This is a genomic window from Mycolicibacterium austroafricanum (genome assembly GCF_000612725.1).
GTDB classification, from domain to species: domain Bacteria; phylum Actinomycetota; class Actinomycetes; order Mycobacteriales; family Mycobacteriaceae; genus Mycobacterium; species Mycobacterium austroafricanum.
Genome location: NZ_HG964451.1, coordinates 573,182 through 597,688, shown reverse-complemented (window position 1 = coordinate 597,688; position 24,507 = coordinate 573,182). Strand labels below are relative to the sequence as shown.

Genomic DNA, 24,507 nt, shown 5'->3' with positions numbered 1-24,507 from the left:
CCCGCCGATGCCGGCACCGTTCATGACGGCCGCCCAGGGCCAGACCACCGCCCAGCGCCTGCAAGAACTCGAGACGTTGCGGGCGACGGGAACCATCACCGACGACGAGTACACCAAGAAGCGCCAGCAGATCCTCTCCGAACTCTGAGGCGCGGCCGGCCAATCTGGATCGCCGGCGCCGAGTTGGGTCGCGGACGTGGCGGTGGGCCATTTCATGACCTGCCCCATCATCGGCGACCCACTCGACTACCGACTCAGTCCCCGCCCACCGGCGGGAGGTCGCCGTTGGGTCCGTAGGTCCCGTTCTGGGCACTCGCGTTGGGACCCATACCGCCGCCAGCCTGTGTGTTGCCCTCGGGTGGGGTCGCGAAAATCCCGGCGTTGCCTGGTGTTTCGCACACCGTCGCCGTCCCGCTGTTGGTGCATTCCTGTTGCGGTTCCGCACCTGCCAGTGGTGCCGACAGTACAGCGACGGCCGCGACGGCTGCCGCGAGTGCCGGGGTGATACGCAGAGATGTCAACGACATTGTTTCTCCTGCTGTGCAGATCGTGAGATTGAGTTGCCGCCTGTGCTCGGGGCAACCGTGACCGCGAGCCTCGGGAGTCGGGGGACGCTACACCGCTCGTTCCCAATGGGCTCGCCCGGTAGCGATACCCGCACGGCTGGGTGCGAAACACGTTCACGCGGAGCGTGCCGTTTCGTCGGCAACATGCCGCGGATCAGCCGCGGCTCAGCCCTTCGACACGAAGTACACCTGGACCAGCGCGAGTACCGCGAAGGCGCTCAACAGGATCACGTCGAGCGGCTTGGGGTCGGGCTGGCCTTCGGCGGCCAGCTTGCGTTCGCGGGCGAGCAGGAACAGCGGGAAGGTCACGCTGATCGCGATCAGCATGCCGCCGACGATGTAGGCCCAGACGTAGGGCACACCGATCCGGCGGGCTTCGAACACCATGAAGAACGCGGCCGCCAGGAAGAACAGCACGATGTCGACGGTGATCGACCGGGCCGCCGCGGTGGTGGTCAGGTCCGCCAGGAAGTTCTTGAGGAACCCCGACGAGTCACCGAAGTAGGCGGCGTTCTGGGTCCAGGTGGCCACCAGCGCGACCGCCGCGATCGCCGCATAGATGCCGCACAAGGTCTTTCGGGTCGTGGTCATCGGTCAACGGTAACGACCGGCAGGGGATCTAGAACACGTTTCAGTTCGGCTGCTAGCCTGACGTGGGTTTAGCGAAAGGACCGCCGATGGCAGCAGAGACCGGCACGCTCGAGGGGCAAGTGGCGTTTGTGACCGGGGCCGCCCGCGGGCAGGGCCGGGCGCACGCCGTGCGGCTGGCCCGGGAGGGCGCCGACGTCATCGTCTCCGACATCTGCGCGGCGGTCTCCGACACCATTCCCTACCCCGGCACCACACCCGAGGACCTGGCCGAGACGGCACGCCTGGTGGAGGCCGAGGGACGCAAGGTGCTCGCCCGGCCAGTCGACGTCCGCGACGACGCCGCGCTGCGCCAGCTGGTGGCCGACGGCGTCGAACAGTTCGGCCGGATGGACATCCTGGTGGCCAACGCCGGCGTGCTGTCCTGGGGCCGGCTGTGGGAGCTGACCGACGAGCAGTGGAACACCGTGATCGACACCAACCTCACCGGCACCTGGCGCACCCTGCGCGCAGTGGTGCCGGCGATGATCGAGGCGGGCAACGGCGGCTCGATCATCGTGGTCTCCTCGTCGGCCGGGGTGAAGGCCACCCCCGGCAACAGCCACTACGCGGCCTCCAAGCACGGCCTGACCGCGTTGACGAATTCCCTTGCGCTGGAAGCCGGCGAGTACGGCATCCGGGTGAACTCGATCCACCCGTACTCGGTGGCCACCCCGATGACCGAGAACGACGCCATGCTCAAGCTCTTCGGCGCGCACCCCAGCTATCTGCACGCCTTCGCGCCGATGCCCTACCTGCCGGTGGGGCAGGGGGCGACCGGTAAGCGGACGGACTTCATGACCGTCGAGGAGGTCGCCGACGTGGTGGTCTGGCTGGCCGGCGACGGGTCCTCGACGATCTCGGGCTCGCAGATCCGCGTCGACCGCGGCGTGATGAAGTACTAGCCAGTCATCGAATTCGCTTGGCGCCGTTGGGCGTTAGGTCGGCTGCTCGTCCTGGTGCAGGAGCTCCCGCACCGCCGGGCGGGGGCCGTAGGGCCGAAGCATCTGGCTGGCCGGGCGCGGCCGCACCTTCAGCGGCCACCAGAACCAGCGGCCCAGCAGTGCGGCGATGGCCGGGGTCATGAACGACCGCACGATCAGGGTGTCGAAGATCAGGCCGACGCCGATGGTGGTGCCGATCTGGGCCAACACCATCAGGTCGCCGACCACGAACCCGCACATGGTGAAGGCGAAGACCAGGCCGGCCGCGGTGACCACCGATCCGGTACCGGCCATCGTCCGGATCAGCCCGGTGTTCAACCCCGCCCCGATCTCCTCCTTGAACCGGGAGATCACCAGCAGGTTGTAGTCCGATCCCACCGCCAGCAGGATGATGATGGCCAGGGCCAACACGATCCAGTACAACTCGATGCCGAGCAGGTGCTGCCAGATCAGGACCGACAACCCGAACGAGGCGCCCAGCGACAGCGTCACCGTGCCGACGATCACCAGTGCGGCCACCAGGCTGCGGGTGATGAAGATCATGATGAGCAGGATCAGGCAGACCGCGGCGATCGCCACGGTCAGCAGATCGTAGAAGGCGATGTCGCGCAGGTCCTTGTAGGTGGAGGCGGTACCGCCGATGAACACCTTGGAACCGGCGAGCGGGGTGCCCTTGAGCGCCTCCTCCGCGGCCTGACGGATCGGCTCGATGTGCGAGATGCCCTGCGTCGTCGCCGGATCGCCGTCGTGGGTGATGATCATCCGGGCGGCTTTGCCGTCCGGGGACAGGAACAGCTTCAGGCCACGTTTGAACTCGGAGTTGTCGAAGACCTCCGGCGGCAGGTAGAAGGTGCTGTCGTCGTTGGCCTCGTCGAACGCCTTACCCATCGCGTCGGAGTTCTCCAGGGCCTTCTGCTGCTGGGCGAACAGACCGGTCTGGGTGGCGTAATTGGCTTCGGCGAGTGCCTTGTTCGCCTCCTGGGTGGCGATCTGCTGCGGGATCAGGGCCAGCAGTTGGGGCTGCAGCGCGTTGAGTTTGTCCAGGCTCGCGGTCACCTGCCCGAACTGGTCGGTGAGCGCGTCGACGCCGTCAAGGGCGTCGAACACCGACCGCATCGCCGCGCACAGCGGGATGTCGAAACAGTGTGGCTCCCAGTAGAAGTAGGCGCGCATCGGCCGGAAGAAGTCGTCGAAGTTGGCGACCTTGTCCCGCAGTTCCTTGACCGTGGCGACGGTGTCGTGGAACGCGGCGGTCTGCTCGTCGGTGGCCTCGTTCGCCTTCTGCTGCAGCGTGTACTGCTGGCGCAGCAGGTCGATGGACTTGCTGATCTCGGCGACCTGCCGGGCCAGGTCGTCGGCGCGGGCCTGCTGGAACGGCAGGCCCTGCAACTGCGCTGAGCTCTGCGCACTCATGGCGAACCCGAGCGAGGTGTGGTCCAACGGGGTGCCCAGCGGGCGGGTGATCGACTGCACCATCGCCACTCCGCGGGTGCGGAAGACGGCCTTGGCCACCTTCTCCAGCACGATCATGTTCGCCGGGGTGCGCAGGTCCTTGTCGGACTCGACCATCAGCACCTCGGGGCTGAGCCGGGCGGCGGAGAAGTGCCGCTCGGCGGCGGCGTAACCCACCTTGGCCGGCGCCCAGTCCGGCATGTAGTGGCGGGCGTCGTAGTTGGTCTTGTAGGCGGGCAGGGCGAGCAGTCCGATCAGCGCCACCGCGACCGACGCCGCCAGGACCGGTCCGGGCCAGCGCACGATCGCGGTGCCGATGCGCCGCCACCCTCGGGTGCGCATGGCCCGTTTGGCGTCGAACAGGCCGAGCGCGCTGCCTGCCGTGATGACCGCCGGGGTCAGGGTCAGCGAGGCCACCAGCGTGACGAGCACACCGATGCCGGCCGGAATGCCCAGGCTCTGGAAGTACGGCATCCGGGTGAAGCGCAGACAGAACACCGCGGCGGCGACGGTCAGACCCGAGCCGATGATCACGTGAGCGGTGCTGCGGTACATGGTGAAATACGCCGCCGTGCGGTCCTCGCCGGCTTGGCGGGCCTCCTGGTAGCGGCCCAGCAGGAAGATCGCGTAATCCGTTGCGGCGGCGACCGTCAGCAGCGTCAGCAGGTTGGTCGCGTACGTGGACAGCGGGATGATGCCGTGGTGCCCGAGGAAGGCGACGACGCCGCGGGCGGCGGCCACCTGGACCGCGACGGTCACCAGGGTCAGCAGCATGGTGGTGATCGACCGGTAGACGATCAGCAGCATGATGCCGATCACGCCGAAGGTCAGCGCGGTGACCTTGATGTGGCCGGTCTCTCCGACGGCGAACTCGTCGGCCACCAGGGCGGCCGGACCGCTGACGTAGGCCTTCACCCCGGGCGGCGCCGGGGTCTTGTCGACGATCTCGCGGACCGCGGCCACCGATTCGTTGGCCTGGCTGCCGCCCGCGTCACCGGCCAGGTAGACGGTGATCAGGGCGGCCTTGCCGTCGCTGCTCTGCGATCCCGCCGCGGTCAGCGGGTCGCCCCAGAAGTACTGGACGTGCTCGACGTGCTTGGTGTCGGCCTCCATCGCCTTCACCAGGGCGTCGCCGTAGCGGTGGGCGTCGTCGCCGAGGGGCTTGTCACCTTCCAGGACGAGGGTGACGAGGCTGTCGGAGTCGTACTCGCCGAACACTTTTCCGACCCGCTGGCTGGCGATGACCGCGGTGGCTTCCTTGGGGCTCTGGGCCACGTTGTGGATTCGGCCGACCTCCTCCAGTGGAGGCACCAGCGCGTTGCTGGAGGCGGCCAGTGCGAGCCAGAAGATGGCGATGGGGATCGCCAGTCTGCGGATCAGCGTCGGGAACCGGGACGGCCGGTCGGAGTGCCCGCTCATCCGGACTTGTCCAGACAGAACACGTAGGCGTCGGCGCCGTCGGAGGACTGCTCGACCTTGACCACACCGTCGATGGTGATGCGGCAGCCGAGGGTGTCGCCGTCGCCCTGGGCCTGGATGTTGGTGGCCACCGCGGGCGTGGTGGTGGTGTCCTGGTAGACCCACGGCAGCGGTGCGTTCTCGACCCGCTTCGGGGTGGCGTCGATGTCGAGATAGGAGATGGTCGCCGTCGCGCCCGGCGGGCCGAACACCTCGAGGGTGACCCGCTTCGGGTTGAACGGGACGATCTGCTCGGCGGCGCCGACGGGGGAGTTCGACTGGTGCCCCGAGACATAGGCGCCCTGCAGGCGGTAGACGGCGAACACGGCCAGTGCGACCACCGCGACGGCGGCGGCGGCCGTCCAATGGCGGGCGAGCAGTCGGCCGATCACCCACAGCACAGTACTGGTCAGTACCGACCGGCGCAGCGTTACCCCCGCAAAGCGGGCAGCATGACGTCGTCGACCAGGGACCGCACCGTCTTACGGGTGGCCGGCCGGTCCTCTATCACTGCCCGGTACACCAGATAGCCGGGCAGCAGATCCCACAACTCGGAGTCGACCGCGGCGGCGTCGATCTCCCCCCGGCCGGCCGCACGCACCAGGACGTCGCGGATCAACGCCTTGCGGCCGGCGAGGAACCGTTGCAGCGCGGTGTGCAGGGCCGGGATGCGGGCCAGTTCGCCCAGCACCGCGCGCATCGTGGCGGCGTGGCTGCGGGTGTGCGCGCAGACCATGTCACCGAGCGCGACCAGATCGCCGCGCAGCGTGCCGGTGTCGGGCGCGACGGTGTCCTGGGCGATGCCCTCGGTGAACGCGGCCAGCACGAGTTCAGCCTTGGTGGGCCAGCTTCGGTACACGGTGGCCTTGCTGGCCCGGGCCTCGGCGGCCACCTCGTCGACGGTCAGCCCCTCATAGCCGCGCTCACGCAGCAGCCGGAAGGTGACAGCAAGCAGCTCGCGTTCGCGGTCCGAGAACGTCGCCTGCTGCATGCCGGACACCCTAGCCGCGGCGCTACGCGGGTGCGCTACCCCGGCAGCACCAGGACCGGCACCGGACTGTGCCGCATGATCTTGGTGCCGCGCGAGCCGAGGAACACCCGGGCGATGTCGCCGCGGGGTGAGGTGCCCAGGGCCAGCACCTCGCCGTCCTGCCATTCGGCGGCGTCCAACGCCTGATCCCAGCCGTTGCCGCTGACCACCTGGAGGGCGACGTCCAGGCCGACCACGCCGTCGTCGCGCAGCTTCGCCAGCATCTCCCGCGCACTGGCCTCCCACGCGGCGAGGATGGAATCCTCTGCGTGCAAACCGATTTCGGGCGGATACATGGTGCGGCCGCGCACCGCGAAGGTGATCACCCGCAGCGGGACCTCGAGGCGGGTGGCCAGTTCGGCGATCCGTTTGACCACGTCCACCGACTCCGGTGTGCCGGGATAGCCGCAGGTGATCCGCGTCAGCACGCCCGCGCGGGTCCGGTACCCGCGCGGCGCGATCGCCACCGGCACCGGCGCGGAGTGCAGCAGCCGGTCGGCCGTCGACCCGACGACCACCTGACCCAGCTGGCCGTTGGCCGAGGAGCCCAGCACCAACAGGTCGGCGCCGAGCTCGGCGACCACCTCGACCAGGCCGCCGGACACCGAGCGGTGCGAGTGGCTGTGGAAGGAGACGTCGAGTCCGTCGGACATGGCGGCCAGGTAGCGATGCGCCTCCTTGGCGGAGTCGGCCGCGAGTTGGTCTGCCCACGAGGCGTATTCGGCGTCGATGCGCGCCGGTGACGGCGTGGTCCACGGCTTGGGCACGATGGTGGCCACCGTCAGCGAGGTGCGCAGCGTACGGGCGGCGCCGACGGCCAGGTGCAGCGGTGCGGTGCCGCTCTTGCCGGCCAGGTAGCCGACGACGACGGTCACGGCTCGTCCTTCGGATGAATCACCTGCACGTCCTCGGCCCCCGCCGCGGCGGCGATCACGCCGTCCCCGCCGTCGTTGAGGGCGCTGTGGTGGCGTCCCCAGACGAAGTAGAAGGCCAGGACCACGGCCACCCAGCCGGAGAAGGCGATCCAGGTGTACCAGTGCAGGCTGTAGAGGATGTAGCCGCAGGCCAGGATCGACAGCACCGGCGTCACCGGATAGCCGGGCACCTTGAATCCGCGGGGCAGATCGGGTTCGCGCTTGCGCAGGATCATCACGCCCAGCGAGACGACGATGAAGGCGACCAGCGTGCCGATCGACACCATGTCGGCCAGATAGTTCAGCGGCACCACACCGGCCAGGATGCCCACCACGATCGCCACGATGATGGTGTTGTTCACCGGGGTCATGCTGCGGGTGTTCACCTGGGCGAACATCTTGGGCAGCAGCCCGTCTCGGCCCATGGCGAACAGGATCCTAGTCTGGCCGTACAGCGTCACCAGGGTCACCGAGAAGATCGAGATCACCGCGCCGGCCGCCAGCACCGTGCCCCAGTAGTTCGCCCCCGTCACGTCGTCGAGGATCTTGGCCAGTCCGGCCTCCTGGCCCTCGAAGCTCGTCCAGGCCTGCGCGCCCAGCGCGGCCAGGGTGACCAGCAGATAGACCGAGGTGACGGTGATCAGCGCGGCCAGGATGGCCCGCGGCATGGTGCGTTGCGGGTCCTTGACCTCGTCGCCCGCCGTGGACACGGCGTCCAGGCCGATGTAGGAGAAGAAGATGGTGCCGGCCGCCGACCCGATGCCGGCCGCGCCCAAGGGGGCGAAGTCGGCGAAGCGATCGGTGTCGAACGCGGTGAACGCGATCACCGAGAACATCACCAGCACACCCAGTTTGATCAGCACCATGACGGTGTTGACCTTGGCCGACTCGCTGGCGCCCCGGATCAGCAACAGGGCACACATGGTGACCAGGAAGACCGCGGGAAAGTTGACGATGCCCGGGTTGTCGTCCCACGGGGCGGCCGAAAGTGCTTGCGGCAGATGGTGTCCGATGAAGTTGTCCAGCAGCTTGTTGACGTATTGGCTCCAGCCGACGGCCACCGCGGCCGTCGACACCCCGTATTCGAGCAGCAGACAGGCCGCCACGCCCATCGCCACCACCTCGCCCAGGGTGGTGTAGGCGTAGGAGTAGGTCGAGCCGGAAACCGGGACGGCCGAGGCCAGTTCGGCGTAGCAGATGGCGGCCAGCCCGGCGGCGATCCCGGCGATCAGGAACGACACGATGACGCCCGGCCCGGCCTCCGGCACCGCCTCGGACAGCACGAAGAAGATACCGGTGCCGACGGTGGCCCCGACGCCGAACATGGTCAGCTGGAAGGTGCCGATCGTGCGTTTGAGGTGATCGGAGGCGCCGTGCGCGACGGGGGCCCCGATGACGGGCCGTCGTCGCAGCATCTGCTCGGTGAGATTGACCGACGGGGCCGTCATGGGCGCCTCCTGCATCGCTGATTCAGCCGATTATGAGCCTGCCTCGGCCAGTACGCTCGCGAACTGGTCAACAGCCCAGTCGATCTCCTCGGCGGTGATGACCAGTGGGGGAGCGAAGCGCAATGTCGAGCCGTGGGTGTCCTTGACCAGCACGCCGCGCTGCGCCAGCGCCAGGCTGAGCTTCTTGCCGCTGCCCAGCCGGGTGTCGATGTCCACCCCGGCCCACAGTCCCATACCGCGCACCGCGAGCACGCCGTGGCCGATCAGCGAGCGCAGCCGGGCGTGCAGGTGCAGGCCGAGTTCGGCTGAGCGGGACTGGAATTCGCCGCGCTCGAGGATCTCCACGACGGTGGCGCCGATGGCGGTGGCCAGCGGGTTGCCGCCGAAGGTCGAGCCGTGCTCGCCGGGGTTGAGCACGCCGAGCACGTCACGGTCGGCGACCACCGCCGACAGTGGAACCACGCCGCCGCCCAGGGCCTTGCCGAGCAGGTAGATGTCGGGCACCACGCCCCAGTGGTCGCAGGCGAAGGTGTGCCCGGTGCGGGCCAGGCCGGACTGGATCTCGTCGGCGATCAGCAGCACGTTGTTGGCCGTGCACAGCCGGCGCAGCCGCGGCAGGTAGTCGTCGGGCGGGACGATGATGCCCGCCTCGCCCTGGATGGGCTCAACCAGAACCGCCACGGTGTGCTCGTCGATGGCGGCGGCCACCGCGTCGGCGTCGCCGAACGGCACCGACCGGAACCCGGGGGTGAAGGGACCGAACCCGCCGCGGGCGCTCTCGTCGGAGGAGAAGCTGACGATGCTGATCGTGCGGCCGTGGAAGTTGTTGTCGGCCACGATGATGTTGGCCATGCCCTCGGGAACGCCCTTGACGTCGGCGCCCCACTTGCGGGCCACCTTCAGTCCGCTCTCGACGGCCTCGGCGCCGCTGTTCATCGGCAGCACCATGTCCTTGCCGCACAGCCGGGCCAGCGCCGCGCAGAACGGCCCGAGCCGATCGGAGTGGAACGCCCGGCTGATCAGTGTCAGGGAGTCGAGCTGCCGGTGGGCGGTGGCGATGATCTCGTCGTTGTGGTGGCCGAAGTTCACCGCCGAGTAGGCGGCCAGGCAGTCCAGGTAGCGCCGGCCCTCCACGTCGGTGATCCACGCGCCGCGCGCGGTGTGGGCCACCACCGGCAGCGGGGAGTAGTTGCGCGCGGCGTAGGTGTCGTCGAGTGCGATGGCGGCCGCCGTCGCCTCGGGTACCTCAAATCTCACTGTGTCGGCCATGGTCATGAAAACACCTCCAGCGTGCAGCATTTCACCGAACCGCCGCCCTTGAGCAGTTCGGACAGGTCGACGCCGATCGGATGGAACCCGGCGCGGTAGAGCTGTTCGGCGAACCCGGTCGCCTGAGCCGGGTGCACCACGTGCCTGCCGTCGGAGACCGCGTTGAGGCCCAGCACGTAGGCGTCGGTGCTGGCGACCTCGATGGCGTCGGGGAATAGCCGCCGAAGCTGCGCCCGGGCGCGGTCGCTGAATGCCGGCGGGTAGTAGGCGATGGTGGTGTCGTCGAGCACCGTCAGTGCGGTGTCGAGGTGGTAGAAGCGCGGGTCGACCAACTCCAGCGAGACCACCGGCATGCCGGTGAAGGCGGCCACCTCGGCGTGTGCCTGCGGATCGGTGCGAAATCCGGTGCCCGCCAGGATCATCGAGCCGACGACCAGCAGATCGCCCTGACCCTCGTTGACGTGCCGGGTGCTGACGGGGCGATGTCCGCGACCGTCCATCCAGCCGGCGTAGGCCACCGACTCGCCGTGGCGTTCGGCGTGCTTGAAGCGGGCGACGATGGCGGCGCCGTTGATGATCAGCCCGGCGTTGGCGGCGTAGACCATGTCCGGCAGGCCGGGGACCGGGTCGACGAGGTCGACGGTGTGGCCGAGGCCGCGGTAGGTGTCGCGCAGGGTCTCCCACTGGGCCACGGCACGCTCGGCGTCCACCGGGGTGCTGGTGTCCATCCACGGGTTGATGGCGTATTCGACGGTGAAGTACGTGGGCGGGGTCATCACGTAGTGCCGCAGACGCTGGGCGCGCACCCGCGTGGCGGAGGCGGCGGCGACATCAGGGGATATCGTCATGAATCAACGATATGGGCGGCGTTGGACGCAATCAATCGACACTCATTGCGTGTCTGCGTGCGATCTGTTGCGCTAGAGCTAGGATGGCGGCGATCTATTGTGCGCGGGCGGGAAAGGGCTGCCGATGGACCGTCTGGACGACACCGACGAGCGGATCCTCGCCGAACTCGCCGAGCACGCCCGGGCCACCTTCGCCGAGATCGGCGCCCGGGTGAACCTGTCGGCGCCGGCGGTCAAGCGCCGGGTGGACCGGATGCTCGACAACGGCGTCATCCGCGGCTTCACCACCGTCATCGACCGCAGCGCACTGGGCTGGAACACCGAGGCCTACGTGCAGGTGTACTGCCACGGCACCATCGCCCCGGACCAGTTGCGGGCAGCCTGGATCGACATCCCGGAGGTGATCAGCGCGGCCACCGTCACCGGAACCGCCGACGCGATCCTGCACGTCCTGGCCCGCGACATGCGCCACCTCGAGGCCGCTCTGGAACGCATCCGATCGGTCGCCGACGTGGAGCGCAGCGAGAGCATCGTGGTGCTGTCCAACCTGATCGATCGCTCGCCGTCGTGACCCGTCTCGGCTAACCGGTCGGTCGGTAAGTGCGGGCTGGCCGACACTTTCGCGCGCCCATCCTGTAAGAACACCACGTGAGCAGTAGCGAGAACGGCATCATCATCGTCGGCGGCGGCCTGGCCGCGACCAAGACCGCCGAACAGTTGCGCAAGGCCGAATACGCCGGCCCCGTCACCATCGTCAGCGACGAGGTGCACCTTCCCTATGACCGGCCGCCGCTGTCCAAGGACGTGCTGCACGCCGACCTCGACGACGTGGCGCTCAAGCCCGCCGAGTTCTACGACGAGAACAACATCACCCTGCGCCTGGGCAGTGCGGCCACCGCACTGGACACCGCGGCGCGCACGCTGACCCTGGCCGACGGGTCGGTGCTGGGCTATGACGACCTGGTGATCGCCACGGGCCTGGTGCCCAAGCGCATCCCGTCGTTCCCCGACCTCGACGGCATCCGGGTGCTGCGCAACCTCGACGAGGCGCTGGCGCTGCGCGCCCACGCCGCCTCGGCGCGGCAGGCGGTGATCATCGGCGCCGGCTTCATCGGCTGCGAGGTGGCCGCCAGCCTGCGCAAGCTCGGCGTCGACGTGGTGCTGGTCGAGCCGCAGCCGGCGCCGCTGGCCTCGGTGCTCGGCGAGCAGGTGGGCAACCTGGTCACCCGGCTGCACCGGGCCGAGGGTGTCGACGTGCGCACCGGGGTCGGGGTGGCCGAGGTCCGCGGCGAGGACGGCCACGTCAGCACCGTGGTGCTGTCCGACGGCAGCGAGCTGCCGGCCGACCTGGTGGTGGTGGGCATCGGCTCGCGTCCGGCCACCGACTGGCTCGACGGCAGCGGCGTCGAGGTGGACAACGGTGTCATCTGCGACGAGTCCGGCCGCACCAGCGCACCGCACGTCTGGGCGCTCGGCGACGTCGCCTCCTGGCGCGACGCCACCGGACACCAAGCGCGCGTGGAACATTGGAGCAACGTCGCCGAGCAGGCCCGGGTCATCACGCCCGCGATGCTGGGCGGGGTGGCACCCGAGGTGGTCGTGGTCCCGTACTTCTGGAGCGACCAGTACGACGTCAAGATCCAGTGCCTCGGCGAGCCGGAGGCCACCGACATCGTCCACCTCGTCGAGGACGACGGGCGCAAGTTCCTGGCCTATTACGAGCGCGACGGCGTGGTGGCCGGTGTGGTCGGCGGCGGTATGCCCGGCAAGGTCATGAAGACCCGGGCCAAGATCGCCACCGGCGCGCCGATCTCCGACGTCCTGCCCGCTTCCTAGGCGTCCCAAGCGATTTCGGCGCGTTTTCGTTCGCTGAGCGAACGAAAACGCGCCGAAACCCCTAGAACTGGCCAAGCCCGCCGGCGACGGCGTCGAACGCATCGGCCAGGGCGTCGGGCAGCGACACCGACTCGTTGGCCAGCCAGTACTCGTAGGCCGACAGCGCCACCCCGAGCATGAGCCAGGCGACCGACTGCGGCACCAGGTCGGTGGCGTTGGCGCCGATGCGCTGCGCCACGAACTCCGCGACCACCCCGCGCCAGCCGGCGTACATGGTCATCGAGTAGGCCTGTAGCTCCGCGGTCTCCAGGATCACCCGCATCCGCTGGCGATGCCGGACGGTCTCCGACTCGCCAAAGGTGTTGAACGCCAACAGCGCCTGCCGCAGAGCGGCGCGGGTCGGCACCTCGGGGCCGATGCTCTCGAACACCCCGCGGAATTCGTCGAGATGTGCGTCGAAGTCGCCCCACGGGATGGCGCTCTTGGAGGCGTAGTAGCGGAACAGGGTGCGTCGGGCGATGCCGGAACTCTGCGCGACCTCGTCGACGCTCACCTCGTCGAAGCCGTAGGTGATGAACAGGTCGATCGCGACGTCGGCGATGTGGTCGCGGGTCGTGGAGCGACGCCGCCCGACGCGGGTACCGCCTTCGCTCGGACGCGACTCCATCGACTCAACCCCTTCCATTACGGCACTCGATGCCATATTCTTGCGATCTCGATCACGATTGTCGAGAACCCGAGCAGAGAAAGAGGGGTTTTTCATGGAGCCGAGCCAGAACACCGAGGCCCAGGCCGAACTGGTCACCGAGACGCTCGTCGAAGAGGTCTCGATCGACGGGATGTGCGGGGTCTACTGACCGTGCCCGCCCACGCCGTGGGCGATCCGGCTGTGGCCGGGTCGGACTTCGACCCGGCCCGCAGCTGGCGTCTGCACCCGCAAGTCGCGGTGCGCCCGGAGCCGTTCGGCGCGCTGCTCTACCACTTCGGCACCCGCAAGCTGTCGTTCCTCAAGAACCGGACCATTCTGGCCGTCATCGAGTCTCTGGACGAACACCCCGACGTGCGCTCCGCGCTGCGGGCGGCCGGCGTCGACGCCGATGCCGAAGCGCCCTACCTGCACGCTCTCGATGTACTGGCCAGCTCGAACATGCTGATTTGCAAGGACTTTCAATGACCTCTGTGGCCCCGGTGCCCCGGCTCATCGAGCAGTTCGAACGCGGCCTGCAGGCCCCGATCTGCCTGACCTGGGAGCTGACCTACGCCTGCAACCTCGCCTGCGTGCACTGCCTGTCGTCCTCGGGCAAGCGTGACCCGCGCGAGCTGACCACCGAGCAGTGCAAGGCGATCATCGACGAGCTCGAGCGCATGCAGGTGTTCTACGTGAACATCGGCGGCGGCGAACCGACCGTGCGACCCGACTTCTGGGAACTGGTCGACTACGCCACCGAACACCACGTCGGGGTGAAGTTCTCCACCAACGGCGTCCGGATCACCCCCGAGGTGGCCCGGCGCCTGGCCGCCAGCGACTACGTCGACGTCCAGATCTCGCTGGACGGCGCGACCGCCGAGGTCAACGACGCCGTCCGCGGCGAGGGGTCGTTCGCGATGGCGGTGCGCGCGTTGGAAAACCTTGCCGCCGCCGGGTTCTCCGACGCCAAGATCTCAGTGGTGGTCACCCGCCACAACGTCGACCAGCTCGACGACTTCAAGGCCCTGGCCGACCGCTACGGCGCCACCCTGCGCATCACCCGGCTGCGGCCGTCCGGCCGCGGCGCCGACGTGTGGGACGAGCTGCACCCCACCGCCGAACAGCAGAAGCAGCTCTACGACTGGCTGGTGGCCAAGGGCGAGCGGGTGCTCACCGGCGACTCGTTCTTCCACCTGTCCGGACTCGGCGAGCCCGGCGCACTGGCTGGCCTTAACATGTGCGGTGCCGGCCGGGTGGTCTGCCTGATCGACCCCGTCGGTGACGTCTACGCCTGCCCGTTCGCCATCCACGACCGGTTCCTGGCCGGAAACATCGTGCGCGACAGCGGATTCGATAACGTCTGGAAGAACGCTCCGTTGTTCCGTGAGCTGCGCGAGCCGCAGTCCGCCGGTGCCTGCGGCAGCTGCGGACACTACGACGCCTGCCGCGGTGGCTGCATGGCGGCCAAGTTCTTCACCGGCCTGCCCCTCGACGGCCCCGACCCCGAATGTGTCGAGGGCTACGGCGCCCCGGCGCTGGCCGGCGAGCGGGACAAACCCCGCCCGAGCGCCGATCACTCCCGCGGCAAGCCGATCATGCTCACCCTGTCCACCCGGCCACCGGCCAAGCCCTGCAACGAAAGTCCGATCTAGTCATGGCACGCGACACCTGGTTCGAAACCGTCTCGATTGCGCAGCAGCGCGCCAAGAAGCGCCTGCCCAAGTCGGTGTACTCCGCGCTGATCGCCGGCAGCGAGAAGGGTTTGACCGTCTCGGACAACGTCGAGGCGTTCGGCGAGCTCGGCTTCGCCCCGCATGTCATCGGTGCACTGGAGAAGCGTGACCTCGCGACCACGGTCATGGGCCAGGACATCTCCCTGCCGGTCATGATCTCGCCGACCGGCGTGCAGGCCGTGCACCCCGACGGCGAGGTGGCCGTGGCCCGCGCGGCGGCCGCCCGCGGCACCGCGATGGGACTGTCGTCGTTCGCCAGCAAGCCGGTCGAAGAGGTCGTCGCGGCCAACCCCAAGACGTTCTTCCAGATCTACTGGCTGGGCGACCGGGACGCGATCGCCGCCCGCGCCGACCGGGCCCGGGCGGCCGGTGCGGTGGGAATGATCGTGACCACCGACTGGAGCTTCTCGCACGGCCGCGACTGGGGCAGCCCCAAGATCCCCGAGAAGATGGACCTGCGCACCATCCTGAAGCTGTCGCCGGAGGGCCTGGTCCGGCCGAGCTGGTTCCTGGAGTGGGCGAAGACCCTGCGCCCGCCGGCACTCAGCGTCCCCAACCAGGCCGGCCGCGGTGAGGCGGGCCCGCCGTTCTTCGAGGCCTACGGCCAGTGGATGGGCACCCCGCCGCCGACCTGGGAGGACATCGCCTGGCTGCGGGAGTACTGGGGCGGTCCGCTCATGCTCAAGGGCGTGCTGCGGGTCGATGACGCGAAACGTGCTGTGGATGCCGGAGTTTCGGCGATCTCGGTGTCCAACCACGGTGGCAACAACCTCGACGGCACCCCGGCGAGCATCCGCGCGTTGCCGGCCATCGCCGACGCCGTCGGCGGCCAGGTCGAGGTGCTGCTCGACGGGGGCATCCGGCGCGGCAGCGACGTCGTCAAGGCCCTGGCGCTCGGTGCCCGCGCGGTGATGATCGGACGCGCCTACCTGTGGGGCCTGGCCGCCAACGGCCAGGCCGGCGTGGAGAACGTGCTCGACATCCTCTACGGCGGCATCGACTCGGCACTGCGCGGTCTGGGTAAGGCCAGCGTGCACGACCTCAATCGGGACGACGTCCTGGTGCCGGAGGGCTTCACCCGCGCTCTGGGCGTCTGACGGGCTTGCCGCTTCGCCCTCACAGGGGGCGCGTCTGGACTATCGTTCGCCCTGACGCCCTCGTGCGTTTTCGTCCTGCTTGATTGAGGTAGCCGGTGGGTTCATCCGGAACATCACGCGGTTGGGGCCGGTCCCCGGAACTGCGCACCGCCTACGAGCTGTTCGTCGCCGGTGAGGTCGACAGCTCGTTCCTGGCGTCGGCCCCGGTGCGGCCGGTGGTCGCCAAGAGCTGGCAGCGCAGCCTGGCCAAGGGCGTTGACCCGGACCGGTCCATCGAGCCGACCGAGGTCGGGGTCGAACTGGCCCGGCTGCGCGAGGCCCATCCGTTGGCCCCTGCGCTGCCGGTGATCCGCCGCCTGCTCGTCGACGATGCCGTCGGGTCCGGGGTGGTGGTGGCCGTCACCGCGGCCGACGGAACCCTGCTGTGGGTCGAGGGCGACCGCAACGCGTGCCGGCGCGCGGAGTCGATGAACTTCGTTCCCGGCGCGGACTGGAGTGAACGCGGCGCGGGCACCAACGCCCCGGGCACGGCCCTGGCCCTCGACGCCGAGCTGCAGATCCGCGGCGACGAGCACTTCGCCCGCATCGTGCAGCCGTGGAGCTGTACCGCCGTGCCCGTGCACGATCCGGGGACCGGTTCGCTGATCGGCGCGATCGACCTCACCGGCGGCCCGCGCGTCGCCACCCCGCAGGCGCTGGCCCTGGTTCGTGCCACGGTGGTCGCCGTCGAGAACCATCTGGCACTGCTGCAGCTGACCGGTTCCCGATTCGAGGCGGCACCGCGCATGCCGCGGCTGTCGGTGCTCGGATCCGAACGCCCGCGCTGGCTGGTCACCGACGAGACCGGTCATCTGCGGGCCACCCCGTTGTCCGGCCGGCACGCCGACATCCTGCTGCTGCTCAGCCGCCACCCCGAGGGGCTGAGCGCCGACCACCTCGCGTTGCTGCTCGACGAGCGCGACCTCGACGTCGTCACCGTCCGGGCCGAGATGTCGCGGCTGCGCAAGGTCGTCGGCGCCGACGTCCTGGCGTCGCGGCCCTACCGCCTGCTGCGGTCGATCTCCACCGACGTCGCCGAGGTGTATGGGGCCATCGAGACCGGGAACCTGGCCGCGGCCCTCGACGGCTACGTCGGGCCGATCCTGCCGCAGTCGGTATCGCCCGCGGTGGCGCGGATGCGCACCGAACTGTCGATGACGCTGCGCCAGGCCGTGCTGGCGGCGGGCGACGTCACCCTGCTGAGCCGGTGGTTGGAGACGGCCGACGGGCGCGAGGACCGGACCGGGTGGCGCGCGTTGCACGACGCGGCGTCGCCGGGGTCGGCGCTGCGTGCCCAGGCCGGTGGCCGGCTGGCCGGCCTGGACTTCGACCTGGCCTGAGATTCGGCCCGCGGTTGCAACTGTGATGCAACCCTGACCTACCTACCCTGAGTGACGAGTGCCACAACCGTGCCGTCACACAGGAGAAAAGCCATGGCTGTTTACGCCAAGCCGGGAACCACCGGATCCCTGATGTCCTTCCAGACCCGCTACGAGAACTTCATCGGAGGGCAGTGGGTGGCGCCCGCGGGCGGCCAGTACTTCGAGGCGCTGTCCCCGGTCAACGGGCAGCCGTTCTGCGAGGTGGCCCGTTCGACCGACGCCGACATCGAGAAGGCGCTGGACGCCGCGCACGCCGCCGCCCCGGCCTGGGGCAAGACCTCGGTGGCCGAGCGGGCCGTGATCCTCAACAAGATCGCCGACGTCATCGAGGCCAACCTGGAGAACATCGCGTTGGCCGAGTCGTGGGACAACGGCAAGCCGATCCGCGAGACGCTCAACGCCGACATCCCGTTGGCGATCGACCACTTCCGCTACTTCGCCGGCGCCATCCGGGCGCAGGAGGGCTCGCTGTCGGAGATCGACGACAACACCGTCGCCTACCACTTCCACGAGCCGCTCGGTGTGGTCGGGCAGATCATCCCGTGGAACTTCCCGATCCTGATGGCGGTGTGGAAACTGGCCCCCGCCCTGGCCGCCGGCAACGCGGTGGTGCTCAAGCCGGCCGAGCAGACCCCGGCCTCGATCATGTACCTGATCTCGTTGATCGCCGACCTGCTCCCGGCGGGAGTTGTCAACGTGGTCAACGGGTTTGGCGTCGAGGCGGGCAAGCCGCTGGCCTCGTCGAACCGGATCGCCAAGATCGCCTTCACCGGCGAGACCACCACGGGGCGGCTGATCATGCAGTACGCCTCCCAGAACCTGATCCCGGTCACCCTGGAGTTGGGCGGCAAGAGCCCGAACATCTTCTTCTCCGACGTGCTGGCGGCCAACGACAACTTCCAGGACAAGGCGCTGGAGGGCTTCACCATGTTCGCCCTCAACCAGGGCGAGGTGTGCACCTGCCCGTCGCGCTCGTTGATCCAGTCCGACATCTACGACGAGTTCCTGGCGCTGGCCGCGATCCGCACCAAGGCGGTGCGCCAGGGTGATCCGCTGGACACCGAGACCATGATCGGGGCACAGGCCTCCAACGACCAGTTCGAAAAGATCTTGTCCTACATCGAGATCGGCAAGAGCGAGGGCGCCACGGTGATCACCGGCGGCGAGCGCGCCGACCTCGGTGGCGAGCTGTCCGGCGGCTTCTACGTCCAGCCCACGATCTTCGCCGGCGACAACAGCATGCGGATCTTCCAGGAGGAGATCTTCGGCCCGGTGGTGTCGGTGACCTCGTTCACCGACTACGACGACGCCATCCGGATCGCCAACGACACCCTCTACGGGCTGGGCGCGGGGGTGTGGAGCCGCAACGGCAACACCGCCTACCGCGCCGGCCGCGACATCAAGGCCGGCCGGGTGTGGACCAACTGCTACCACCAGTACCCCGCGCATGCGGCCTTCGGTGGCTACAAGCAGTCCGGCATCGGCCGGGAGAACCACAAGATGATGCTCGACCACTACCAGCAGACCAAGAACCTGCTGGTGTCCTACAGCGATTCGGCCGCCGGCTTCTTCTAATTGCGATTTCGGCGCGGAAACCGTCGCTCACGGGCGTTGTCAAGCTGCTTGGAGTCGGTCGGGGTCATTTTGGGCGGGCAGGTTGATGCCGACGATGGGGTGTGGGCGGGGCGTGTATGGACGTTGGCGGAATCGTTGAGGGTGGGCGTCGTAGTAGGCCTGTAGGGCGTGGTCTCGGAGTGTCCATTGCTGGGTCCAGGCGCCGCTGTGGACTTCGGCGGGAGTGAATAGCGCGATGCCGCTGTGGTGGTGGTGCTGGTTGTACCAGGCCACGTAGGCGTTGACCCAGAGTCGGGCGGCCTGGAGGTCCTCGAAGCTGCCGGGATAGTTGGGGCGGTATTTCATCGTGCGGAATTCTGATTCGGAGAACGGGTTGTCGTTGCTGACCCGGGGTCGGTTGTGGGTCTGGCCGATCCCGAGATCGGCGAGGTGGTCTTTGAGGACCGTCGAGCGCATCGCCGGCCCGGAGTCGGCGTGGACGACCGCAGGTGGCCCGTGCTCAGCGAGGGCGTCGGTGAACATGTCCACGGCGAGGTCGTCACATTCGCGTTCCTCGACGCGCCAGCCCACGATCTTGCGGGAGTAGATGTCGATGACCGAGTATGCCTTGAATGCCACACCCCGCCACGGGGTGCGCAGGTCGGTGATGTCCCAACTCCAGATCTGTTGCGGTCCTGTCGCTTTGAGTACTGGCGCTGGGCGCCGGGTCGTGCCGGTGGAGCGTGTCGGTGCGACCGGCCGGTCGCGTTGATCCTCGATGGCAGCGGCAATCCGCCACCAGGAGCGCCGTGAGGCCAGCATCACGCCCTGGTCCCAGGTGCAGGCAAACGAGTGGTCCACCGACGTGCCCGCCTGCCAGCCGGCGATGATCCTCTGCCTGATCACCGCCCGGTCGGCCTCGCAGATCCGCGACCGGTAGGCCCGTTGTTTCTGGGGCAGCGGATCGGCCACCTTCGGCCGCGGGTGGGATCGGTAGTGCCAACTCGAACGCGACAGCTCGATCATCGCCAGTGCCTTGCGTTGCGAGCCGATCGCCGCGGTCAGCTCGGTGACGAGTCCGTTCTCGAGGTCGAGGAATCGTTGGGACCGCTCATCAGCGGGGCTGCGTCGGGCTCGTGCGCGTTCATCGTGTGCAAGAGCCCGATAGCTTTTCCCAACGCCTCGTTGGTTGCCTCGAGTTCACGGACCCGCTGTCGTAGCTCAGCCAGTTCGGCCTCGTCGCGGTCCTGCTTGGCCGCATCGGCCTTGGCCAACGCTCGGCGCAGCGCCGGAGGGATTGTCATTCCACCACCCTCTCGCGGAATCAGCCCGCGGTCGAGATCTCCGCCGAACAACGTCGCCTCCCACCGCCTGAACTGGCGGTTCGACACCCCCCGAGCAGCAAGCCACGCCCCTTTCTGCCCATAAGGCACCAACTGATACTCGATAACAAGCTCACGAATCTCCGAGGGAGTGAACCCCGCACTGATCGACATCAACCACACCTCCAGACCGGCTACACCTGACTCACAACCAGGCTGGCAAAGAGGGTCAGCGAACGAAAACGCGCCGAAATCACGAGAACCGCACTGACCCACTGACCCGACACACTGCCAAGGAGCACCGCACCAATGAAAGTTGAAGATCTACTCAAGCCGTTCCCCATCAAGGAGTTTCACCCGTTCCCGCGCGCGATGATGGGGCCGGGCGCGCACGAGATGGTTGGCCCGGAAGCCCTCAAGATGGGCTTCAAGAAGACCCTCGTGATGACCTCGGGCCTGCGCGGCACCAACATCGTGCACAACATGGTCGAGTCGCTGAAGTGGCACGGCCTGGAGGTGGTGCTCTACGACAAGGTGGAGTCCAACCCCAAGGACTACAACGTGATGGACGCGGTGAAGCTCTACCAGTCCAACGAATGCGACAGCTTCGTCTCCATCGGCGGCGGCTCCACCCACGACGCCTGTAAGGGCGCCCGAGTGTCGGTGGCCCACGACGGTCGTAACGTCAACGACTTCGAGGGCTTCAACATGAGCGAGAACCCGAAGAACCCCCCGCACATCGCCATCTCCACCACCGCGGGCACCGGCTCGGAGACCTCGTGGGCCTACGTCATCACCGACACCACCACCGACCCCGACAACCCGCACAAGTACGTCGCCTTCGACGACGCCTCGGTGGCCACCCTGGCCGTCGACGATCCGGTGCTGTACTACGAGTGCCCCGTCGACTACACCGCGCAGTGCGGCTTCGACGTGCTGGCGCACGCCTCCGAGCCCTACGTGTCGCGGCTGAACTTCGAACCGTCGCTGGGCAACGCGATCCGCGCCATCAAGCTGACCGCCGAGAACCTGCGCCAGGCCACCTGGAACGGCACCGACCTGGCCGGCCGCGAGGGCATGATGTACGCCCAGTACATCGCCGCGCAGGCGTTCAACTCCGGCGGCCTGGGCATCATCCACTCCATCTCGCACGCCGTCAGCGCCTTCTACGACACCCACCACGGGCTGAACAACGCCATTGCGCTGCCGCGGGTGTGGGCGTTCAACATGCCGGTGGCCTACAAGCGCTTCGCCGACATCGCGCAGGCCATGGGTGTGGACACCTACGGCATGACCGACGTGCAGGCCGCCGACGCCGCGCTGGAGGCCGCGATCCGGCTGCTGCGCGATGTGAACATCATCGAGAAGTTCACCGACGTCAAGCAGGACAGCTACTCGAAGAACCGGCTGGGCCAGGGCCCGACGCCGTACTACGAGAAGGCCAAGGTGATCAAGGGCGACAAGGCCGACGTCGACCGCATCACCAACCACGTCCTCGGTGACGCCTGCACGCCCGGCAACGCCAAGGAGTGCACCTTCGATACCGTCCGCCCCGTCGTCGAGCACTGCATGAACGGCGACCTCGACGAGCTGCTGCCCTGAGCTGTGTTCGAGACAGTCGAGGAGGTACGCGAGGCGCTCGCCGGCGAAGGCTACATCGCCGACGAGCGGCTTGCGACAACGGTTTTCCTGCTGACCCGGCTGGACAAGCCCCTGCTGATGGAGGGGCCGGCCGGGGTCGGGAAGACCGAGCTGGCCAAGGCGCTGGCGGCCGCGACCGGGCGCAAGCTGCTGCGGCTGCAGTGCTACGAGGGCCAGGACGAGACCAAGGCGCTCTACGAGTGGGACTACGGCAAGCAACTGCTCTACACCCAGATCCTGCGGGAGAAGATCGGTCAGATTGTCGCTGACGCCGACACGCTGCAAGAGGCTGTCGAGCGGATCGGCAAGCAGGAGAGCGTCTTCTTCTCCGACCGGTTCCTGGCGCCCCGGCCGCTGCTGGAGGCGGTGCGCTCCGAGACTCCGGTGGTGCTGCTGGTCGACGAGATCGACCGGGCGGACGAGGCGTTGGAGGCCGTGCTGCTGGAACTGCTTGGTGAGTACCAGGTCTCGGTGCCGGAGGTCGGCACCTTCACCGCCAAACACGCTCCCTACGTCATCCTGACGTCGAACAACACCCGCGATCTGGCGGCCGCCCTCAAGCGCCGCTGTCTGCACATGTTCCTCGACTACCCGTCGGCCGACATCGAGTTGGAGATCGTGCGGTCCAAGAACACCGGACTGTCCGACGCGGTGGCGGCGCAACTGGTCGAGATCGTGCGCGGACTGCGCGAGTTGGAACTGCGCAAGGCACCCAGCATCTCCGAGACCATCGACTGGGCCCGCACGCTGGCGGTGCTGGGCGCGGACGAACTGTCGGCCAAGGTTCTCTCGGACACGGTCTCCGTTGTGGTCAAGTACGACAAGGACGTTCACAAGGCCCTCGACGCCCTGCCCCGGCTGGTCGACCCGAATGCCACCGTGCCTGCCGCCCTGCACCACGATCACGGACACGGTCACTCCCACGACCACGACCACGGGCATGACCACGACCATGACCACGGGCATGACCACGGTCACGGGCATGACCACGGTCACGGTCACGACGGGCCGGATGGCAAAGCCGCCCGGGCCGCCAAGGACAAGCCCGGACGGTTCACCGACGGGTACTACGGCACCCCCAAGAAGTCGACCGGATCCCTGGGTCGCCGCCGAGTTCTCTAGGAGCAGTGGTGGAAGCGACACTGCACCGGTTCGTGCGCCTGCTGCGGCTCGGCGGGGTCCGGGTGGCCATCCCCGAAGCCCTCGACGCGATGCAGTGTGCCGCCCAGCCCGGTGTCCTGTCGTCGAAGTCGTTGCTGCGCACGGCGTTACGGGTGTCCCTCGTCAAGGACCACCGTGACGAGCCGGTGTTCGACGAGATCTTCGACGCGTTCTTCGCCTTGGTGCGGGTCGGTGACGACGACTCCGGCCACGGCCACGGCCATGCCCACGACGACCTCGAGGACACCGGCGAGCTGGAATCGTTCACCCTGTCGGAGGAACCCAGCGAGACCCCGCAACAGGGTCACGAGCACGGCAAGCCGGCCAGCATCCGGGAGTACTTCAAACAGGAGGACCTGGCTCAGCGGTACAACCTGCACCAGGAGGCCAACCGGATCGACCTGGCCGCGCTGACCGACGAGATCGTCTTCTCCAAGGAGCGGATCGAGGGCAACGACGACTCCTACCGGGTACAGCTGGAGACCAGCCGGCTGCATGGTGCGGCCGGGGCCGGCAGCCTGGCGTCGTCGTCCAGCGACGCCACCACCATCGACGCCGAACTGTCGATCGCCGAGCAGGACGCCCTGCTGGGCTGGCTCGCCGAGGAACTGGGCGACGAGGGCGACGAGACCGATGCGGCCCGAATCCGCGAGCGGCTGGCCGGTTTTCTGGAGAACCTGCCCCAGGCGCTCAAGCGGCACCTGGAGGCGCTGCTGGCGCTCGAGGAGAAGATCATCGAGACCCGCGAGATCAGGGAGGCCAAGATCGAGCGGATCGCCGAAGCCGACCGCGCCGAACTCGAGGACTCGCTGCGCCGGCTGGCCCACACCCTGCACGGGTCGCTGACTCACCGCCGGCGCGCGGCCGCCGCGGGCCGGGTCGACCCGGGCCGCACGATGCGGCGCAACATGCGCACCGACGGCGTCCCGTTCGTTCCCGTCACGGTCCGCCGCGCCGAGGACCGCCCCCGCCTGGTCATCCTCGCCGATGTCAGCCTGTCGGTGCGCAACACCTCGCGCTTCACCCTCAATCTCGTTCACGGACTGCAGGATCTGTTCACCCAGGTGCGATCCTTCGCGTTCGTCGACCACATCGCCGAGACGACCGAGCTGTTTCGGGACCATCCCTCGGAACGGGCGTTGGGCATGATCTTCGGCGGTGACGTCCTCGACGTGGACGCCAACTCCGACTACGGCACCGTGTTCGGCGAGTTCGCCGCTGAACACTCCTCGGCAGTGAGCCGGCGCACCACCGTGCTGGTCCTCGGCGACGGACGCAACAACTCCCGGGATCCCAACCTCGCCGCGTTCGAGGAGATCACCCGTCGGGCACGCGAAACCATCTGGCTCACACCGGAACCCCGCTACTCCTGGGTCCTGGGCAGCTGCGACCTGCCGGCCTACGCCGAATACTGCACCCGGGTCCGGGTGGTGCGCGACCTCGGCGGCCTGCAACGCACGGCCGACGAGTTCGCCGTCGGCGCGGTGGGGCGGTGAGA

General features: G+C 68.4%; 25 protein-coding genes. 13 read left to right on the top strand and 12 right to left on the bottom strand.

Annotated features, from left to right (window positions below):
- The coding region (locus tag BN976_RS34345; RefSeq protein ID WP_145977938.1) for an SHOCT domain-containing protein at positions 1 to 148 on the top strand (148 nt) is incomplete at its 5' end.
- A gap of 106 nt (positions 149 to 254) precedes the next feature.
- On the opposite strand, the gene BN976_RS09550 is transcribed toward BN976_RS34345, so the two are convergent.
- The gene (locus BN976_RS09550) at positions 255 to 527 is read right to left on the bottom strand and encodes a hypothetical protein (RefSeq protein WP_036370167.1); all 273 of its coding nucleotides are present in this window, start codon (positions 525 to 527) and stop codon (positions 255 to 257) included.
- 204 nt (positions 528 to 731) lie between these two features.
- Positions 732 to 1,157, bottom strand: coding sequence for a DUF2834 domain-containing protein (locus BN976_RS09545; protein ID WP_036370165.1), 426 nt, complete (start codon positions 1,155 to 1,157; stop codon positions 732 to 734).
- Positions 1,158 to 1,243: 86 nt separating this feature from the next.
- Here BN976_RS09545 and BN976_RS09540 point away from each other — a divergent pair, with 86 nt between their 5' ends.
- Positions 1,244 to 2,098: a mycofactocin-coupled SDR family oxidoreductase gene (locus BN976_RS09540; protein WP_036370163.1), complete on the top strand. Its 855-nt coding sequence runs from the start codon at positions 1,244 to 1,246 to the stop codon at positions 2,096 to 2,098.
- Positions 2,099 to 2,131: 33 nt separating this feature from the next.
- Here BN976_RS09540 and BN976_RS09535 read toward each other — a convergent pair whose 3' ends face one another.
- From BN976_RS09535 to ddaH, 7 genes are read right to left on the bottom strand one after another with little or no spacing between them, the layout of a single operon-like run.
- On the bottom strand, positions 2,132 to 5,008 hold the full coding sequence (locus BN976_RS09535; protein ID WP_036370160.1) for an MMPL/RND family transporter: 2,877 nt from the start codon (positions 5,006 to 5,008) through the stop codon (positions 2,132 to 2,134).
- Positions 5,005 to 5,439, bottom strand: a complete 435-nt coding sequence (locus BN976_RS09530; RefSeq protein ID WP_235622015.1) for an MmpS family transport accessory protein — start codon at positions 5,437 to 5,439, stop codon at positions 5,005 to 5,007. The genes BN976_RS09535 and BN976_RS09530 overlap by 4 nt, the downstream gene beginning before the upstream one ends.
- A gap of 38 nt (positions 5,440 to 5,477) precedes the next feature.
- Positions 5,478 to 6,038: a TetR/AcrR family transcriptional regulator gene (locus tag BN976_RS09525; RefSeq protein WP_051558375.1), complete on the bottom strand. Its 561-nt coding sequence runs from the start codon at positions 6,036 to 6,038 to the stop codon at positions 5,478 to 5,480.
- A gap of 35 nt (positions 6,039 to 6,073) precedes the next feature.
- Positions 6,074 to 6,952: a universal stress protein gene (locus tag BN976_RS09520; RefSeq protein WP_036370155.1), complete on the bottom strand. Its 879-nt coding sequence runs from the start codon at positions 6,950 to 6,952 to the stop codon at positions 6,074 to 6,076.
- Entirely contained in the window at positions 6,949 to 8,439 is a 1,491-nt protein-coding gene (locus tag BN976_RS09515; protein ID WP_036370514.1) for an amino acid permease, read from the bottom strand. Before BN976_RS09515 ends, BN976_RS09520 begins: the two co-directional genes overlap by 4 nt.
- Positions 8,440 to 8,469: 30 nt before the next feature.
- Positions 8,470 to 9,714, bottom strand: a complete 1,245-nt coding sequence (gene rocD / locus BN976_RS09510; RefSeq protein ID WP_036370153.1) for an ornithine--oxo-acid transaminase — start codon at positions 9,712 to 9,714, stop codon at positions 8,470 to 8,472.
- The gene (ddaH, locus tag BN976_RS09505) at positions 9,711 to 10,556 is read right to left on the bottom strand and encodes a dimethylargininase (protein WP_036370151.1); all 846 of its coding nucleotides are present in this window, start codon (positions 10,554 to 10,556) and stop codon (positions 9,711 to 9,713) included. Before ddaH ends, rocD begins: the two co-directional genes overlap by 4 nt.
- Before the next feature lie 124 nt (positions 10,557 to 10,680).
- On the opposite strand from ddaH, the gene BN976_RS09500 reads away from it, so the two are divergent.
- Together BN976_RS09500 and BN976_RS09495 are read left to right on the top strand one after the other, a co-directional pair.
- A complete protein-coding gene (locus BN976_RS09500; RefSeq protein ID WP_036370149.1) occupies positions 10,681 to 11,127 on the top strand; it encodes an Rv2324 family transcriptional regulator in 447 nt (148 codons plus the stop codon).
- Positions 11,128 to 11,204: 77 nt separating this feature from the next.
- Positions 11,205 to 12,392: an NAD(P)/FAD-dependent oxidoreductase gene (locus BN976_RS09495; protein ID WP_036370146.1), complete on the top strand. Its 1,188-nt coding sequence runs from the start codon at positions 11,205 to 11,207 to the stop codon at positions 12,390 to 12,392.
- Positions 12,393 to 12,453: 61 nt separating this feature from the next.
- On the opposite strand, the gene mftR is transcribed toward BN976_RS09495, so the two are convergent.
- Positions 12,454 to 13,059 (bottom strand): mycofactocin system transcriptional regulator MftR, encoded by a 606-nt coding sequence (mftR, locus tag BN976_RS09490; protein WP_036370511.1) that lies wholly within the window; start codon positions 13,057 to 13,059, stop codon positions 12,454 to 12,456.
- A 94-nt stretch (positions 13,060 to 13,153) separates the two neighbouring features.
- Here mftR and mftA point away from each other — a divergent pair, with 94 nt between their 5' ends.
- From mftA to adh, 6 genes are all read left to right on the top strand, one after another.
- Entirely contained in the window at positions 13,154 to 13,249 is a 96-nt protein-coding gene (gene mftA, locus BN976_RS32535; RefSeq protein WP_084182258.1) for a mycofactocin precursor MftA, read from the top strand.
- Between the two features lie 2 nt (positions 13,250 to 13,251).
- Positions 13,252 to 13,566 carry a mycofactocin biosynthesis chaperone MftB gene (gene mftB, locus BN976_RS09480; protein WP_409366013.1) on the top strand — a complete coding sequence of 105 codons (315 nt, stop codon included), beginning with the start codon at positions 13,252 to 13,254 and terminating at the stop codon, positions 13,564 to 13,566.
- On the top strand, positions 13,563 to 14,732 hold the full coding sequence (gene mftC / locus BN976_RS09475) for a mycofactocin radical SAM maturase (protein WP_036370143.1): 1,170 nt from the start codon (positions 13,563 to 13,565) through the stop codon (positions 14,730 to 14,732). The genes mftB and mftC overlap by 4 nt, the downstream gene beginning before the upstream one ends.
- A gap of 2 nt (positions 14,733 to 14,734) precedes the next feature.
- Positions 14,735 to 15,910 carry a pre-mycofactocin synthase MftD gene (mftD, locus tag BN976_RS09470; protein WP_036370141.1) on the top strand — a complete coding sequence of 392 codons (1,176 nt, stop codon included), beginning with the start codon at positions 14,735 to 14,737 and terminating at the stop codon, positions 15,908 to 15,910.
- 95 nt (positions 15,911 to 16,005) lie between these two features.
- Complete coding sequence (locus BN976_RS09465) at positions 16,006 to 17,289, top strand: GAF domain-containing protein (RefSeq protein ID WP_036370139.1); 1,284 nt, start codon at positions 16,006 to 16,008, stop codon at positions 17,287 to 17,289.
- A gap of 93 nt (positions 17,290 to 17,382) precedes the next feature.
- A complete protein-coding gene (gene adh, locus BN976_RS09460) occupies positions 17,383 to 18,906 on the top strand; it encodes an aldehyde dehydrogenase (protein ID WP_036370137.1) in 1,524 nt (507 codons plus the stop codon).
- Positions 18,907 to 18,945: 39 nt separating this feature from the next.
- Here the strand turns inward: adh and BN976_RS09455 are convergent, their stop codons facing one another.
- On the bottom strand, positions 18,946 to 19,911 hold the full coding sequence (locus tag BN976_RS09455) for an IS3 family transposase (RefSeq protein ID WP_051558374.1): 966 nt from the start codon (positions 19,909 to 19,911) through the stop codon (positions 18,946 to 18,948).
- Positions 19,912 to 19,946: 35 nt separating this feature from the next.
- Complete coding sequence (locus tag BN976_RS34340) at positions 19,947 to 20,189, bottom strand: hypothetical protein (protein WP_235622014.1); 243 nt, start codon at positions 20,187 to 20,189, stop codon at positions 19,947 to 19,949.
- Positions 20,190 to 20,516: 327 nt separating this feature from the next.
- Between BN976_RS34340 and mdo the strand changes: the two genes are divergently transcribed.
- From mdo to BN976_RS09435, 3 genes are read left to right on the top strand one after another with little or no spacing between them, the layout of a single operon-like run.
- Positions 20,517 to 21,809, top strand: coding sequence for an NDMA-dependent methanol dehydrogenase (mdo, locus tag BN976_RS09445; RefSeq protein WP_036370133.1), 1,293 nt, complete (start codon positions 20,517 to 20,519; stop codon positions 21,807 to 21,809).
- 3 nt (positions 21,810 to 21,812) lie between these two features.
- Complete coding sequence (locus BN976_RS09440) at positions 21,813 to 22,970, top strand: AAA family ATPase (protein ID WP_036370132.1); 1,158 nt, start codon at positions 21,813 to 21,815, stop codon at positions 22,968 to 22,970.
- 8 nt (positions 22,971 to 22,978) lie between these two features.
- On the top strand, positions 22,979 to 24,505 hold the full coding sequence (locus BN976_RS09435; protein WP_036370506.1) for a VWA domain-containing protein: 1,527 nt from the start codon (positions 22,979 to 22,981) through the stop codon (positions 24,503 to 24,505).
- Positions 24,506 to 24,507 lie beyond the last annotated feature (2 nt).

Excerpts from the sequence above, each read along its gene's own strand:
- BN976_RS09550 (WP_036370167.1), bottom strand. The coding sequence starts at position 527 with ATGTCGTTGACATCTCTGCGTATCACCCCGGCACTCGCGGCAGCCGTC.
- BN976_RS09545 (WP_036370165.1), bottom strand. The coding sequence starts at position 1,157 with ATGACCACGACCCGAAAGACCTTGTGCGGCATCTATGCGGCGATCGCG.
- BN976_RS09540 (WP_036370163.1), top strand. The coding sequence starts at position 1,244 with ATGGCAGCAGAGACCGGCACGCTCGAGGGGCAAGTGGCGTTTGTGACC.
- BN976_RS09535 (WP_036370160.1), bottom strand. The coding sequence starts at position 5,008 with ATGAGCGGGCACTCCGACCGGCCGTCCCGGTTCCCGACGCTGATCCGC.
- BN976_RS09525 (WP_051558375.1), bottom strand. The coding sequence starts at position 6,038 with ATGCAGCAGGCGACGTTCTCGGACCGCGAACGCGAGCTGCTTGCTGTC.
- BN976_RS09515 (WP_036370514.1), bottom strand. The coding sequence starts at position 8,439 with ATGACGGCCCCGTCGGTCAATCTCACCGAGCAGATGCTGCGACGACGG.
- rocD (WP_036370153.1), bottom strand. The coding sequence starts at position 9,714 with ATGACCATGGCCGACACAGTGAGATTTGAGGTACCCGAGGCGACGGCG.
- ddaH (WP_036370151.1), bottom strand. The coding sequence starts at position 10,556 with ATGACGATATCCCCTGATGTCGCCGCCGCCTCCGCCACGCGGGTGCGC.
- BN976_RS09500 (WP_036370149.1), top strand. The coding sequence starts at position 10,681 with ATGGACCGTCTGGACGACACCGACGAGCGGATCCTCGCCGAACTCGCC.
- mftR (WP_036370511.1), bottom strand. The coding sequence starts at position 13,059 with ATGGAGTCGCGTCCGAGCGAAGGCGGTACCCGCGTCGGGCGGCGTCGC.
- mftA (WP_084182258.1), top strand. The coding sequence starts at position 13,154 with ATGGAGCCGAGCCAGAACACCGAGGCCCAGGCCGAACTGGTCACCGAG.
- mftC (WP_036370143.1), top strand. The coding sequence starts at position 13,563 with ATGACCTCTGTGGCCCCGGTGCCCCGGCTCATCGAGCAGTTCGAACGC.
- mftD (WP_036370141.1), top strand. The coding sequence starts at position 14,735 with ATGGCACGCGACACCTGGTTCGAAACCGTCTCGATTGCGCAGCAGCGC.
- adh (WP_036370137.1), top strand. The coding sequence starts at position 17,383 with ATGGCTGTTTACGCCAAGCCGGGAACCACCGGATCCCTGATGTCCTTC.
- BN976_RS09455 (WP_051558374.1), bottom strand. The coding sequence starts at position 19,911 with ATGATCGAGCTGTCGCGTTCGAGTTGGCACTACCGATCCCACCCGCGG.
- BN976_RS34340 (WP_235622014.1), bottom strand. The coding sequence starts at position 20,189 with ATGACAATCCCTCCGGCGCTGCGCCGAGCGTTGGCCAAGGCCGATGCG.
- mdo (WP_036370133.1), top strand. The coding sequence starts at position 20,517 with ATGAAAGTTGAAGATCTACTCAAGCCGTTCCCCATCAAGGAGTTTCAC.